This is a genomic window from Rhizobium laguerreae, from assembly GCF_019778565.1.
In the GTDB taxonomy this organism is placed as follows: Bacteria; Pseudomonadota; Alphaproteobacteria; order Rhizobiales; family Rhizobiaceae; genus Rhizobium; species Rhizobium laguerreae.
On sequence record NZ_JAAXQT010000026.1, the window covers coordinates 1 to 12813 of the forward strand.

At 59.1% G+C, this 12813-nt stretch carries 11 protein-coding genes; 6 read left to right on the top strand and 5 right to left on the bottom strand.

Translation table 11 applies throughout. From position 1 onward, the window contains the following. On the top strand, nucleotides 1-1955 hold a 1955-nt coding region (locus HFO71_RS35455; protein ID WP_221989112.1), incomplete at its 5' end, for a BID domain-containing protein. A 71-nt stretch (nucleotides 1956-2026) separates the two neighbouring features. On the opposite strand, the gene HFO71_RS35460 is transcribed toward HFO71_RS35455, so the two are convergent. Then, nucleotides 2027-2287, bottom strand: a complete 261-nt coding sequence (locus HFO71_RS35460) for a hypothetical protein (RefSeq protein ID WP_244735666.1) — start codon at nucleotides 2285-2287, stop codon at nucleotides 2027-2029. Nucleotides 2288-2600: 313 nt separating this feature from the next. Here HFO71_RS35460 and HFO71_RS35465 point away from each other — a divergent pair, with 313 nt between their 5' ends. Both HFO71_RS35465 and HFO71_RS35470 read left to right on the top strand, forming a co-directional pair. Then, entirely contained in the window at nucleotides 2601-3284 is a 684-nt protein-coding gene (locus HFO71_RS35465) for a winged helix-turn-helix transcriptional regulator (protein ID WP_131662567.1), read from the top strand. 127 nt (nucleotides 3285-3411) lie between these two features. Beyond that, on the top strand, nucleotides 3412-4653 hold the full coding sequence (locus tag HFO71_RS35470) for an 8-amino-7-oxononanoate synthase family protein (RefSeq protein ID WP_168285962.1): 1242 nt from the start codon (nucleotides 3412-3414) through the stop codon (nucleotides 4651-4653). Between the two features lie 48 nt (nucleotides 4654-4701). Here the strand turns inward: HFO71_RS35470 and HFO71_RS35475 are convergent, their stop codons facing one another. From HFO71_RS35475 to HFO71_RS35490, 4 genes are all read right to left on the bottom strand, one after another. Continuing rightward, entirely contained in the window at nucleotides 4702-5757 is a 1056-nt protein-coding gene (locus HFO71_RS35475) for an extracellular solute-binding protein (protein ID WP_131662569.1), read from the bottom strand. Nucleotides 5758-5790: 33 nt separating this feature from the next. After that, a complete protein-coding gene (locus tag HFO71_RS35480; RefSeq protein ID WP_131662840.1) occupies nucleotides 5791-6561 on the bottom strand; it encodes an ABC transporter permease in 771 nt (256 codons plus the stop codon). Nucleotides 6562-6631: 70 nt separating this feature from the next. Next, entirely contained in the window at nucleotides 6632-7540 is a 909-nt protein-coding gene (locus HFO71_RS35485) for an ABC transporter permease (RefSeq protein WP_221989114.1), read from the bottom strand. 1 nt (nucleotide 7541) lies between these two features. Beyond that, nucleotides 7542-8651: an ABC transporter ATP-binding protein gene (locus tag HFO71_RS35490; protein ID WP_168258427.1), complete on the bottom strand. Its 1110-nt coding sequence runs from the start codon at nucleotides 8649-8651 to the stop codon at nucleotides 7542-7544. A 233-nt stretch (nucleotides 8652-8884) separates the two neighbouring features. Here HFO71_RS35490 and HFO71_RS35495 point away from each other — a divergent pair, with 233 nt between their 5' ends. The 3 genes from HFO71_RS35495 (at nucleotide 8885) to HFO71_RS35505 (ending at nucleotide 12763) form a co-directional block, all read left to right on the top strand. After that, complete coding sequence (locus HFO71_RS35495; protein WP_168255832.1) at nucleotides 8885-9583, top strand: GntR family transcriptional regulator; 699 nt, start codon at nucleotides 8885-8887, stop codon at nucleotides 9581-9583. A gap of 106 nt (nucleotides 9584-9689) precedes the next feature. Continuing rightward, a complete protein-coding gene (locus HFO71_RS35500) occupies nucleotides 9690-11051 on the top strand; it encodes an aspartate aminotransferase family protein (protein ID WP_168285960.1) in 1362 nt (453 codons plus the stop codon). Between the two features lie 2 nt (nucleotides 11052-11053). Beyond that, entirely contained in the window at nucleotides 11054-12763 is a 1710-nt protein-coding gene (locus HFO71_RS35505) for an acetolactate synthase catalytic subunit (RefSeq protein WP_168258429.1), read from the top strand. The last annotated feature ends 50 nt before the right edge of the window (nucleotides 12764-12813 follow it).

The window sequence follows — 12813 nt, forward strand, 5'->3', positions numbered from 1 at the left end:
CCGCCGAAGCTCGCCTGCAACGCATCGAGCGGGAAAGCCATCGGCCGGATGTGTTCAAGCAACTCGTCGAGCGCCTGTCGCGCTCCGGTGCCAAGACGACGACGCTCGATTTTGAGAGCGAGGCCGGTTATCGCGCCCATGCCGACGACTTCGCCCGGCGTCGTGGGCTCGACACTCTTTCTCAAGCTGCCGCCGGCATGGAGGAGGAGGTTTCGCGGCAGTGGGCGTGGATTGCGGAAAAGAGAGAGCAGGTGGCTGAGCTCTGGGAGCGGGCCAGCGTGGCGCTCGGTTTCGCAATCGAGCGGGAACGGCGTGTTTCCTACAATGAGGCGCGCATTGAAACGCAAACTGTCTCGGATGCAGACACTGGCCGTGTGCGGTATCTGATCGCGCCCACCACGGGATTCGCCAGAACCGTCGCCGAGGATGCGCGGCTGGCACAGCTTTCGTCGCCGGCCTGGACGGAGCGGGAAACAATTCTGCGGCCGCTATTGGAGAAGATCTATCGTGACCCGGATGCAGCACTTGTCGCCCTGAACGCGCTTTCATCGGATGCAAGCATCGAACCCCGCAGGCTTGCCGACGATCTTGCCGCGACACCCGACCGGCTCGACCGCCTGCGTGGTTCCGATCTGATCGTCGACGGTCGTGCGGCACGCGACGAACGAAATGCCGCGATCACCGCCTTGACGGAACTCCTGCCGCTCGCCCGTGCCCATGCGACGGAGTTCCGCCGGAATGCTGAGCGGTTTGGTTTCCGTGAGCAACAACGCCGCGCTCACATGTCCCTGCCGATCCCGGCTCTTTCCAGGCAAGCGATGGCGCGTCTCGTGGAGATTGAGGCGGTGCGCAGTCAGGGTGGTGACGACGCCTACAAGACCGCCTTTGCGTTCGCCACCGAAGACCGCTCGCTCGTGCAGGAAGTCAAGGCCGTCAGCGAGGCGCTCACTGCCCGCTTCGGCTGGAGCGCCTTCACATCCAGAGCCGATACGGTTGCCGAACGCAACGTGGTCGAGCGCATGCCGGAAGACCTTACGGATGAAAGACGCGAGAAGCTGGCCCGGCTGTTCGAAGCCGTGAAGCGCTTTGCCGACGAGCAGCATCTCGCCGAGCGGCGGAATCGCTCGAAGATCGTCGCGGCGGCGAGTGCCGATCAGGGCATGGGGACAGACAAGGAGAATGCCGCCGTGCTGCCCATGCTTGCCGCTGTCACCGAGTTCAAGACCCCTGTCGACGAGGAGGCGCGCTCGCGGGTGCTGTCAGCTCCTCTCTATCGCCAGCAGCGAGCAGCGCTGTCGGCCGTGGCAAGCGCGATCTGGCGCGATCCGGCCGGCGCCGTCGGCAAGATCGAAGAGCTGCTTGCCAAAGGTTTTGCTGGCGAGCGCATCGCCGCTGCGGTGACCAACGATCCGGCCGCCTATGGTGCCTTGCGCGGTTCCGATCGTCTGATGGACCGGATGCTGGCTTCCGGCCGAGAGCGGAAAGCGGCTGTGCAGGCCGTGCCTGAAGCCACCGCCCGGCTGCGCGCGCTCAGTTCGACCTACGTCAACGTGCTCGATATCGAACGCCAGGCCATTGCAGAGGAGCGACGGCGCATGACAGTCGCCATTCCCGGTCTGTCGAAGGCGGCGGAAGAGGCGCTTATGCGGCTGACAGCAGAGGCGAAGAACAACGGTCGCAAGCGGAATGCATCGGCCGTTTCTCTCGATCCGACTATTCGCCAGGAGTTCGCCGCAGTCAGCCGGGCGCTCGACGAGCGCTTCGGCCGCAATGCCATCATTCGCGACGATAAGGATCTCATCAACCGCGTCCCACCGGTGCAGCACCGCGCCTTCGAGGCGATGCAGGAAAGATTGAGGATCCTGCAGACGACCGTCCGCATGGAGAGCAGCGACAAGATCGTCTCGGAACGGCGCCAGCGGGCTGTCAGCCGGGGGGGCGGCATCGATCTTTGAAGTGGAGGTTTCCGCTCGAGGCAGGCGCTACTCTCGCGAAGCTAAACGCGCAGGGACCAGATACCTCCGGCTCATTGCGAAGCCTGCCTTTGATTTTGGAAATCCACAATCTCTTCCGTCCCCAGATGTTTGAAAACGCCTACCCAAAAGGTGAAATCACCTGAGCGGCCGTCGTAGCGCGCGCAAAGTGCGCACCAGGCGGCCGCTGTTTTCGCATGTTGTCCGTAGAGCGATCGGGTAGCAGTACTTATGTCGCCAACATCTGCATCACTCCAAAAATCCGGTGCCGCCGCAGCGCTGCCGGTTGAGAACCTTTTGAACATTTCGCGCATTAAAAGCCCCGTAACCGTCCGGAAACAGGCCATCAAATTATGCCGGACGTTGATCCCACCGAGTGGGCCACGATCACGTGCCGTCCCTGGCAATATGCGCTTTGGCGCAAGATTCTTCGCGCTCTCAACATTATGTTGTAACAAAAAAGAAAGGCAAGCTATAAAAATACCCGTAGTGATAGCGCTTTTGCGATTCTGCTGCGCATATTTTACGAGCCAGGGTGTGAGGTTCCATCAACATGAGGCAGTTTTCTGAAAGTTTTGTGGTAGCAAAAGCAGTCGCTGTAAGGTCAGCAACTGGTGAGGCGGGACGATGAGCGAACTTCTGGCGATCGTATCCCAAGACGCTGACTATTATTTGATGCTGTCATATATCTTGAAGGGAGCTGGATACAGGACGATGCTCGTCGATATTCCGAGCGAGGCGGTAGCTACTGCCGTAGACCGTGACGCTGCAGCTATCATCGTCGACTGCCAGCCGGGTTCACAAATTCTGGCTGATATCGCATCGGGTCTGAAGGAAAGGGGACTTGCCAGCAACGTCACGCTCATAGCGCTCGTCGCCGAAAAGGCCGCCTATCTCGACATCCTGAAAGCCAACGTAGATGAGAGCTTTACAAGGCCAATGCCGCCGGAACGGCTGCTGTCTTACCTCCAAGGTACAATAGGCAATTCCTCTGGCGAGCCGACTAGCCGCCTTGCTCCAATATTTGATGATGTGAAGCTCGACGTCAGCAGCCGGCGTGTTCTGGTGCGAGGCACGCCGGTCAATCTGAGCCCGATCGAGTTCCGTCTATTGAGTGCTCTTGTGGGTGACGCGGGGCGCGTTCTCAGCCGTGCGGAACTAATAGCTGTTGCATGGCCACCGACGGTATTCGTCGAGCCGCGAACAGTCGATGTTCATATCGGCCGCCTCCGGCGTGCATTGAAGCGGGTCCTTGGCCGCGATGTGATCCGCACCGTACCGAAGGAAGGATACGCTTTCGAGATCTCCTAAAGCATGTAAACTTCGCCACGTTCACATCTTCACTGAAACGTCTCGAAAATTTGCCGTTGCCTTCGTTGCATAAACTACCACCTCGCGCATAGCGTGAAGTCTCGGTAGGGCTTTTTGGGAGGACAGCATGCAAGAAGTAGCTTCGGGCGCCGGATCGGCGAAAACATCCCACAGAAACACCGCGGGCCTGATTAGCCACGCAAGTCCCCACTTTGCAGCCGCCCATCTTGACGGCCTGATGGCACTCTATGTCTATCCGTCCGATGGACGAGCGGTGGAACTGCCAGTTTCGGGGGACAGATCGGAGCGCGTCATCGACTTCGTCCGCTGCTCGTACCTCGGACTCGACAATCATCCCTCAATCATCGAAGGCGCAATCGAGACCGTTCGGCGCTACGGGACTCTGCATTGGTCGTGCGCCCGCACGCGGCTCAATTTTGCAGCCCTCGGAGACCTCGAAGATGCTCTTTCTGATCTCTTTGGCGCGAGGGTGATTACCTACACGACTGTGCTTGCCGCCAACTTGAGCGCGCTTCCGCTGATTGCGTCCGGAGTCCTGACCCGCGGCACAAAACCGGTCATGGTATTCGACCGGCTTGCACATGCGACGCTTGCCTTCAACAAGCCCATCGTTGCCGAAGAATGCGAGGTCCGCACGATCGGCCACAACGATCTTCAGACGCTCGAAGATATTTGCCGCCATAATGATACGGTCGCCTATGTTTGCGACGGTGTGTATTCCATGGGCGGGTGTGCCCCAATCAAGGAGTTGCGCGAGCTTCAGGAGCGATACGGCCTCTTCCTTTACATCGATGATGCTCACGGCATATCGATCTTCGGCGAAAGAGGTGAGGGGTTTGCCCGTTCACAAATGCCCGAGGGTCTCGGCGAGCGGACGATCATCGCAGCCTCGCTCGGTAAGGGTTTCGGAGCCTCAGGCGGCATGCTGATGCTCGCAACGGTGTTCCAGGAGGAAATCTTCCGGCGCTTTGCTCTCGCGCATGCCTTCTCGGCCTCCATCAATGTTGCGGCGATCGGTGCAGCTCTCGCCTCGCACTCAATCCATCGCACACCGGAACTGGGCGTGCGGCAAAGTGCACTCGCAGAACATATCTCTCTTTTCGACGAACTGGTGCCGACCGCACAGGCAGGGTCCCGACTCCCGATCAGGACCGTCGTCGTCGGTGACGAGCTTGCGGCAATCGGCGCTGCCAGGCTGGTACTTGATTCCGGTTACTATACGTCGGCCATTTTCTTCCCGACAGTCGCCAAGGGAAGGGCAGGGCTGCGGATATGCCCGACTGCCGGCCACACGGCGTCCGAAGTGCGCGAAGTCGCCGCTGCCATCAACCTTGCTCTCAAGGGATAAGATCCGTCTCCACACCTCCGGGCGGCAACGCCGCCCGGAGGGGGATCGTCATCGGATCCAGGCATTCCAACGCTCGAGCATCATCGCGGCATTGTCGTTGATCCATTTGGCGTCCGGGATGACGATGTAATCCCGGATGTCCTCGTCGCTCGGCAGGGCCGCCCGTGCAGCCGGCGACATCAAATCGATCGCCTTACGGCTTGGCGGCGTGCAAAGGAGTTCGTCGCACACGCCGGCCTGCACCTCCGGATGATCAAGCCAGTAGCCGATCAACTTCAACGCATTTCCGCGGTTCGGCGCATCCTTGATGATCGTCAAGCGATCGCCGACGAGGAACGAGGCCTGCTTGGACCAGGCGATCTGGCGTCCTTCCGCCTTCAGTGTATTTGCACGCGTCAGCCAGATCTGCCCGATGCTATAGTCGCCGTTGCGAAAGCCCTGAACGCTCTGATCACCGGTCTTCCACCAGAGGGATATCGCCGGGCGAATCTCGTCGAGCTTTTTGAGGGCGCGATCGACGTCGAGTGGAAAGAGCTTCTCGCGCGCAACGCCGTCGGCGAGGAGCGCGGCAGCCATGACCCGCCACGGATCGTCGAAATTTGGAAACGAGCGGCCACCGGGAAATTTTGTCTCGTTCCACATATCGGCCCAACTCAACGGATTTCCGCTCTTGAAGCCGGTCGGGTCGTAGGCCATCAGCGTTGCGGTCGAAAAAAGCCTGGCCCCGGAGCTGACGCAGGCATCCTCGACCAAATCTGGCCGGCCCTGGAAAGACTTGCAAAATTCGGTCAAGTCTTCAGATGTCAGCCGATGCGCTTCAGCGCTCGCCTGGATCTCGCCGTCCGGGTAAAGGTCCCAGGTCACGTTGCCGGTCTTTACCATGGCCGCAGCTTTCGCCCGCATCTCGGCATTCGTTGCCGCGACCGAAACAACCTTGATGCCGGTCTTTTCGGTGAACGGCTCGAACCAGAATTTTCGAAGCGCGGCATCGTAGGCGCCGCCTGTGGTCGCAATGATGACCTGCTCCTCGGCTTGCGCCGCCCCCGCACCAGCAAGCATGAGGCAAGCCGCAAGCAGTGGCTTGATCTTCGTTCGCCTTTTCATCGGTTGTTCCTCTCTCCGATTGATATGATCACGTTAATCCTCCCCGCGACCGGTAAGGAGATGAATAGTCCCCATGAGCAGCAGCGATACCGCGACGAGCAGCGTCGAAACCGCCGCTATGACCGGGGTGAGATTGAAATCGATGTCCTCGAACATCTTGCGGCTGATCGTTTTTCCGCCGGTATCGGAAATGAAGAAGGCGACTGTTGCCTCATCGAACGACGCCAGAAACGCAAAGACCGAAGCTGCAGCCACCGCCGGCGCGATGTTAGGGAACACAATGCTGAAAAAGGCGCGGCTCCGGCTTGCCCCGCAATTCAGTGCGGCAAGTTCGAGTGACGTGTCGAAGCGCTCGAGTGCCGCCGATACGGTGATGATGACGTAGGGAACCGCAAGCACGGTGTGCGCGATCAGGAAACCAGCGAAATTGCCGGTCAGGCTGAGAGGGGAAAAAACCAGATAAAGGGCAACGCCAAAGACAACATGGGGAACGATCATTGGCCCCAGCGATAATGCCTGCAGAAGGGTCTTTCCCGGGAGATTGCCGCGAACGAGCCCGATCGCGGCCAATGTTCCGATAACCGTTGAAGCGACCGTTGTCGCCAGTGCAATCTGCAGACTGAAGATCGTTGCTGCGCGCCAGTCCGGATCGGATAGAAAGTCGATATACCAGCGAAACGTCAGGCCCTTCGGCGGGAGCTCGATATAGCTGCTGCCGTTCAGCGAAATCGGGATGACGAGTAACGTCGGCAGGACCAGGAAGAACAGGATTGCCCCGATCAGGAGAACTCCAAGGAGCCGCAATGCCGCTTTGCCGTAAGGCCGATGGGTGTTGTTGACGGGAGAGGGGGCGAATGAGGCGGTGACTGCGGGCTCAATTGACACTGTTCATTCCTTTGCTAACGGAAAGCGCCTTGCGGAACACAAGGACAAAGATCAGCGTCGTGGTCAGAAGGACGGTTGCGAGCGCTGCGGCAAATGGCCAGTCGAGCAGAACGGTGGTTTGCTGGCCGATCAGTGTTGCCATCATCAATGCTCCAGGCCCGCCGACGAGTGCCGGCGTGATATAAAAACCGATCGCCAGGATGAAGCACATGACGCATCCGGCAAAGATTCCAGGCAAGCTGAGTGGCAAGGTCACGCGCAGGAACGCGTCAATCTGGCCGGCGCCGAGATTGCGGGCGGCTTGGGCGTATTCGGCAGGAATACTGCGAAGAACGTTATAGATCGGCAGGATCATGAAGGGCATGAGAACATGCGTCATCGCAAGGATCACCGCGCCTTCGGTGTAGATAAGCTTCAACGGACTGCCAATGAGGCCGCTCTCGATCAGCAGACCGTTAACGATGCCGTTTCGCTGCAGCAGCACGATCCAGGCATAGGATCGCACCAGCACTGAGGTCCATAGTGGCAAGAACACCGCGGCCGATACGATCATCGCAATCTTGCCTTTGGAACGCGCCATGAGAAAGGCAATCGGATATCCAAGCAGCAGGGTCGCCACTGTTACGATTGCACCCGTCTGCAACGTGCGAAGCAGGACCTCCAAGTAGAGTGGCTCGCCGACGATCCGCTCGTAATGCTCCAGCGTGAAACCCGGCGTCATTACGCTCAAAGAGACGAGCCGCCCGATTGGATAGATGAAGCCGATAGCCAGTAAGAGCATCAACGGCGCAATCAGCAGGAACGTCAGTGCGTGCGAATACTGCCGCGCCGAGTGTGAGAAAAACCAGCTTGCTGGACGGGTTGGCGCAAGGGGTAGATTATCGACAGTCATCGTCATTTCATGCCTCCGCGACCGCAAAGAGCCGGAGGCCGTCCCGTTCGGCGATCACATCCACGAGCTCCCCCATTGCAAAGGGCACCCGCTTACCATCAGCAGGGATCTGCACCTGAATGATCTCTCCGCTTCCGAAATCGGCACGAATGAGATGAAGGTCGAAGGCGCCGGCAAAGACCGACGTTTCGATCCGCCCGGGAAGGGCGTTCTTTCCCCCTGCGCCACGAGCTGTAAGACCAAGGCGCTCAGGCCTCAACGCGAGCCGAACACGATCGCCTGCTTTTGCCGAACCCTCCAAACCATGGGCAGCGCCGGGAGTATCAATGACCACGTCGTCACCCAGTCTGATCGTCTGGCTGTCGGCGGTCTCCCCCAGGAATTCTCCATTCAGGAAGTTCATCTTGCCGATGAAATCGGCGACAAAGGCACTCTGCGGATTACAGTAAAGGTTCGCGGGGGTTCCGAGCTGCGCGAGTTGACCCTTCGCCATGACAGCGATTCGGTCAGACATCGTCAGCGCCTCTTCCTGATCGTGCGTCACATAGATGACCGTCGCACCGAGGCGGCGCTGAAGCTGTTTGATCTCGATCTGCATGGACTCGCGCAGCTTCTTGTCCAGTGCGCCGAGTGGTTCGTCCATCAAGAGAACGGGCGGTTCGAACACAATTGCTCGCGCGACCGCCACCCGCTGCTGCTGGCCGCCGGAAAGTTCGTGAGGATAGCGCTTGGCATAGCCCGGGAGTTGGACGAGGTCGAGCGCCCGACCAACGCGTTCTGCTCTGAGGTCCTTCCGAACGCCACGCATCTTGAGGGGAAAAGCAATGTTTTCGGCAACGGTCAGATGCGGGAACAAAGCATAACGTTGGAAGACCATCCCTATGTTGCGGCGATCGGGCGATACGGCTGTGACATCGCGCCCGCCAATAATGATGCGTCCGGCAGATGGGCTTTCGAAACCGGCGATCATTGTCAGAAGCGTCGTCTTGCCCGATCCAGACGGACCGAGGATCGACAGGAATTCGCCTGCCGCAATATCCAGGGTAACTCCACCAACGGCAGTCTGGGTCCCGTAGGCCTTGCCTATGCGATCGATGAAAACAGGCGCACCAATCAAAATGATATCTCCTCACTTGCGTGCTTTGACACGCATTGAAACCTCCCGGCTCCGCTCGTGCGGCACCAGGTGCTATGCCGGCAAGACCGGCAGCTGTTCGGACATGGCCTCCCCGGCCAAGGCGTTGCTAATATTCGCGTTCCCGTTATGCTGTCACATTACGGTTTCGTTTTTCGCCTAATTCACTTTTGTTGCAACAAAAATGTGAAGATGTCAACGTGTGGGGGTCAATTTTGAACGAAAGTACAACTAAAGAGGAATCGTCGGGATCGGATTTGCAGTCTGGGCGCCTCAGCGACTTCGCTTATTCATCCATTAAGGAGCAACTCACGCGGGGTGCTTACAAGCCGGGCCATAAGTTGCCGATCCGTTCGGTTGCCGAAATGCTGAACGTCGGTGCCACGCCGGCACGCGAGGCGATCAACCGGCTGGTCTTTGAAGGCGCGCTTGTCATGGTAGGCCCTAAAACCGTCATCGTCCCGCATCTCGATCTTACAGCGCTCTACGAAGTCACGCAGATGCGGCTTGCGCTTGAAGGCTTGGCGACGGAAAAGGGCGCTCTTCGCGCCACGAATGATGTAGTCGACAAACTATTGGCGCTGCAGGAGAAAATCACATTGTCGCTCGATGAAAAGCGGTACTCCGACGCGCTTCACGATAATAAGGAGTTCCACTTTACGATCTATCGGTTGTGCGAGATGCCACACCTCCTTTCGACCATCGAAGCGCTGTGGTTAAGGGTCGGCGCTTCGTTCCACGACCTCTATCCAGAGTTTGCGGAAGCAAAATACGGTGTCCACAACCACCTGGCCGCGATTGAGGGGCTGGTGGATAAAGATCCCTCTGCGGTCCGAGCTGCAATGGAAAACGATATTCGAGACGGCTATCGGCGCCTGAAGAAAGCAGCGCAGGAGCGTCTCAGTCGGAAATAGCAGCGGCAACTGATTTTTTTGTTGCAACTTCTTCAGGTTCATGATTTTTGTTATAACAAAATTATGAAGGGTTGCGCCGCGACCCGCGTTGGCCGGAGAAGATCGAATGTTTCACCCTGATTTATTGCGCAGCGGCCGGGGAATTTCCCGGTCGCGGTCCGAACATTTCTTCATAAAGGGTCGCCGCGTATTTCCGACCGGCATCACGCGGGTCACGGTGGATCACGAGCCCAGCCCGCTTTACATTTCGCGCGGAGAGGGGGCCCACGTCATCGACGTCGACGGCAATCGCCTCCTTGACCTGAATAATAATTTCACGACGCTGATACACGGACACGGCTTTCTTCCCGTTGCCGATGCGGTTGCAGATTTGCTTCATCGTGGAACCTGTTTCTCCAACCCGACTGAGCATGAGATTACCCTGGCCGAGCTTTTGATCGAGCGCATTCCAGCGATCGAACATATTCGCTTCGTCAACAGCGGGACCGAGGCTGTGATGTTTGCGATCAAGGCCGCCCGCGCCTTCACGGGTCGGCCGGGTATCGCACGCATCGAAGGCGCCTATCACGGCGCTTACGATTGGGCGGAAACAGGGCAGGCGGTGTCGCCGGCTATATGGAACGACCCTCTGCGGTCGTCAGCCGTCCCCGCCTATCGCGGTATGCCGGCTTCGGTTGGCGAGGAGGTGACCGTTATCCGCTTCAATGACGTTGCCGATCTGGAGCGTCGGATCGCTTCGGCTGCTCCCGCACTGGCCTGTATCCTGATTGATCCGATGCCGAGCCGCGCCGGGTTGATCGCTCCTGAGCCGAGCTTCGTTGCCGCGGTCGGCGCGATCGCAAAGCAGTACGGGATTCTCATTGTGGCCGATGAAGTTCTTAATCTGCGGCAGTCATATTTGGGTGCTTCAGCGCGCTATGGTCTCCAGCCCGATCTAATTGCCGCTGGCAAGATAATCGGCGGAGGTTTTCCTGTCGGAGCGATCGGTGGGCGCAAGGAGGTGATGCGGGTCTTCGCAAGCGACAGCGGTAAACCGCTGCTGCCGCAAGGCGGTACATTTTCCGCAAATCCCGTATCGATGGTCGCAGGCCGGGTCGCTATGGAGGCGATGACGGAAGCCGCTTTCGGCTCACTCGAGAGCCTTGGCGATCGCATCCGCGCCGGCCTTCGAAATGAAATCGAGCGTCACGGCGCAGCCTTTAGCGTAACGGGAGCTGCATCCCTGTTTCGAATCCATCCGAAAGGGAAGCAGCCAGGGGACTTCCGCGAGGCATACCTCGCGCCGGAAGAGGCCGAGTTGATGGATCGCCTCTCCAGGCATTTCCTCAATTGCGGCATCCTGCTTCCCAACGGTGCTGCGGCCTGCCTTTCGACAGCAATGACGACAGCAGATGGTGACGCGATCACATCAACCTTCGCAGACTTCCTTTCAACCCTTGAAAAAAACCCTACCGAAGCAGGCATTTGACCATGGCAACTGAAAATTTAACCGTCGCCGAGCGTATCGCTCTTTCCCTCAAGAGGCATGACGTCTCCCATATCTTCGCTCAGAGCCTGCCCTCAGCGGTTATCCTTGCGGCCGAAGCAATTGGCATCCGCCAAATCGCCTACCGACAGGAAAACATGGGAGGGACCATGGCCGATGGCTATGCACGGCTGTCCGGCAAGGTCGGTGTGGTAGCAGCGCAGAACGGACCTGCCGCAACGCTTCTCGTTCCGCCGCTGGCCGAAGCGCTGAAGGCTAGCGTTCCGCTCGTTGCTCTCGTCCAGGATGTCGAACGAGATCAGGCTGATCGCAATGCATTCCAGGAACTCGATCATCTCATCCTATTCCAATCCTGCACGAAATGGGTGCGCAAGGTGCTGGTTGCTGAGCGGATCGACGACTATGTCGATGCAGCCTTCACGGCAGCCGCCTCGGGCCGGCCGGGACCGGCAGCTCTGCTGCTCCCCGCCGACCTCCTGCGGGAGCAGATAGCCCCTTCGCTCTTTCGTCGGGAGGCCGTGCTTGGCCACTGGCCACTCGATCGGTTGCGTCCGCGCGATAGCGACATCGAGCGCGCAGCCTCGATGATCGCGGCAGCCCAGGCACCCATCGTGCTCGCTGGAGGAGGCGTCCATGCAAGCCATGCCGCGGGCGAGCTTTCAGGGCTACAGGACGAAGCCTCGCTTCCCGTGCTAACGACCAATATGGGAAAAGGCGCGGTCGACGAATACCACCCGCTGTCAGCCGGCGTTCTCGGCGCTCTCGTCGGTCCGCGATCACTCGGACGGCACACGCTTGCCCTTGTCGAAGAAGCTGATCTCGTCATTCTGGTCGGAACACGAACCAATCAGAATGGCACTGACAGTTGGCGCCAAGTCCCCCGGTCCGCATCAGTCATCCACATCGATGTCGATCCCACCGAAATCGGGCGCAACTACGAAGCGGTCAGACTGGCAGGCGATGCGGCCGAAACCATCAGCGCGCTTCGAAGCGTGCTTGCCCGACGCGATCTCTCGTACCGCTCGTCGCAGCGCAGTAAGCTGACGGCTCGGATTGCTGGTTTCTGGCGCGCATTTGACACGGAGCGGCAATCTGTCGCCCGTTCGGACAAGAGTCCGATCCGTCCCGAACGGGTCATGTGCGACCTTCAGCAAGTGCTGACGGCAGATACGACCGTTGTTTCAGATGCCAGCTATTCGTCGATGTGGATAGCCGGCCAGTTGCGGGCCCTTTCCCCCGGTATGCGCTTCCTGTCTCCGCGGGGCCTTGCTGGCCTCGGATGGGGCTTGCCACTTGCGCTCGGCGCAAAAGCGGCAAAACCGGACAAACCAGTCGTTGCCATCGTAGGGGACGGCGGTTTCGCGCACAGCTGGGCGGAGCTGGAAACCATGGTGCGGAGCAAGCTTCCCATACTCATCATCGTTTTGAACAACGGTGTCCTCGGATTCCAACGTGATGCCGAAACTGTCAAGTTCGGCAGCTTCACGACGGCCTGCAGCTTTGCGGATGTCGATCATCGGAAGATTGCGGAAGCTTGCGGTTGCCCTGCAGTCCGCATCTCAAATCCCGCCGATCTTCCTCGATACCTTGAGCGCGGTCTCTCAGGAGAAAGTCCCTTGCTGATTGAGGTCATGACAGAGGCGGGCGCCCATCCACCGCTGTCGCTGTTTGCTGCAATGGATCACGCGGCATGAGCGCTGACCGCGGCCCGCATGTAGCGGTTATCAGCGGTGGCACCACTGGG

Bases quoted from the DNA above. Each gene is read 5' to 3' on its own strand.
- HFO71_RS35465 (WP_131662567.1), top strand. From the start codon at position 2,601: ATGAGCGAACTTCTGGCGATCGTATCCCAAGACGCTGACTATTATTTG.
- HFO71_RS35485 (WP_221989114.1), bottom strand. From the start codon at position 7,540: ATGACGATGACTGTCGATAATCTACCCCTTGCGCCAACCCGTCCAGCA.
- HFO71_RS35460 (WP_244735666.1), bottom strand. From the start codon at position 2,287: ATGCGCGAAATGTTCAAAAGGTTCTCAACCGGCAGCGCTGCGGCGGCA.
- HFO71_RS35500 (WP_168285960.1), top strand. From the start codon at position 9,690: ATGTTTCACCCTGATTTATTGCGCAGCGGCCGGGGAATTTCCCGGTCG.
- HFO71_RS35470 (WP_168285962.1), top strand. From the start codon at position 3,412: ATGCAAGAAGTAGCTTCGGGCGCCGGATCGGCGAAAACATCCCACAGA.
- HFO71_RS35505 (WP_168258429.1), top strand. From the start codon at position 11,054: ATGGCAACTGAAAATTTAACCGTCGCCGAGCGTATCGCTCTTTCCCTC.
- HFO71_RS35475 (WP_131662569.1), bottom strand. From the start codon at position 5,757: ATGAAAAGGCGAACGAAGATCAAGCCACTGCTTGCGGCTTGCCTCATG.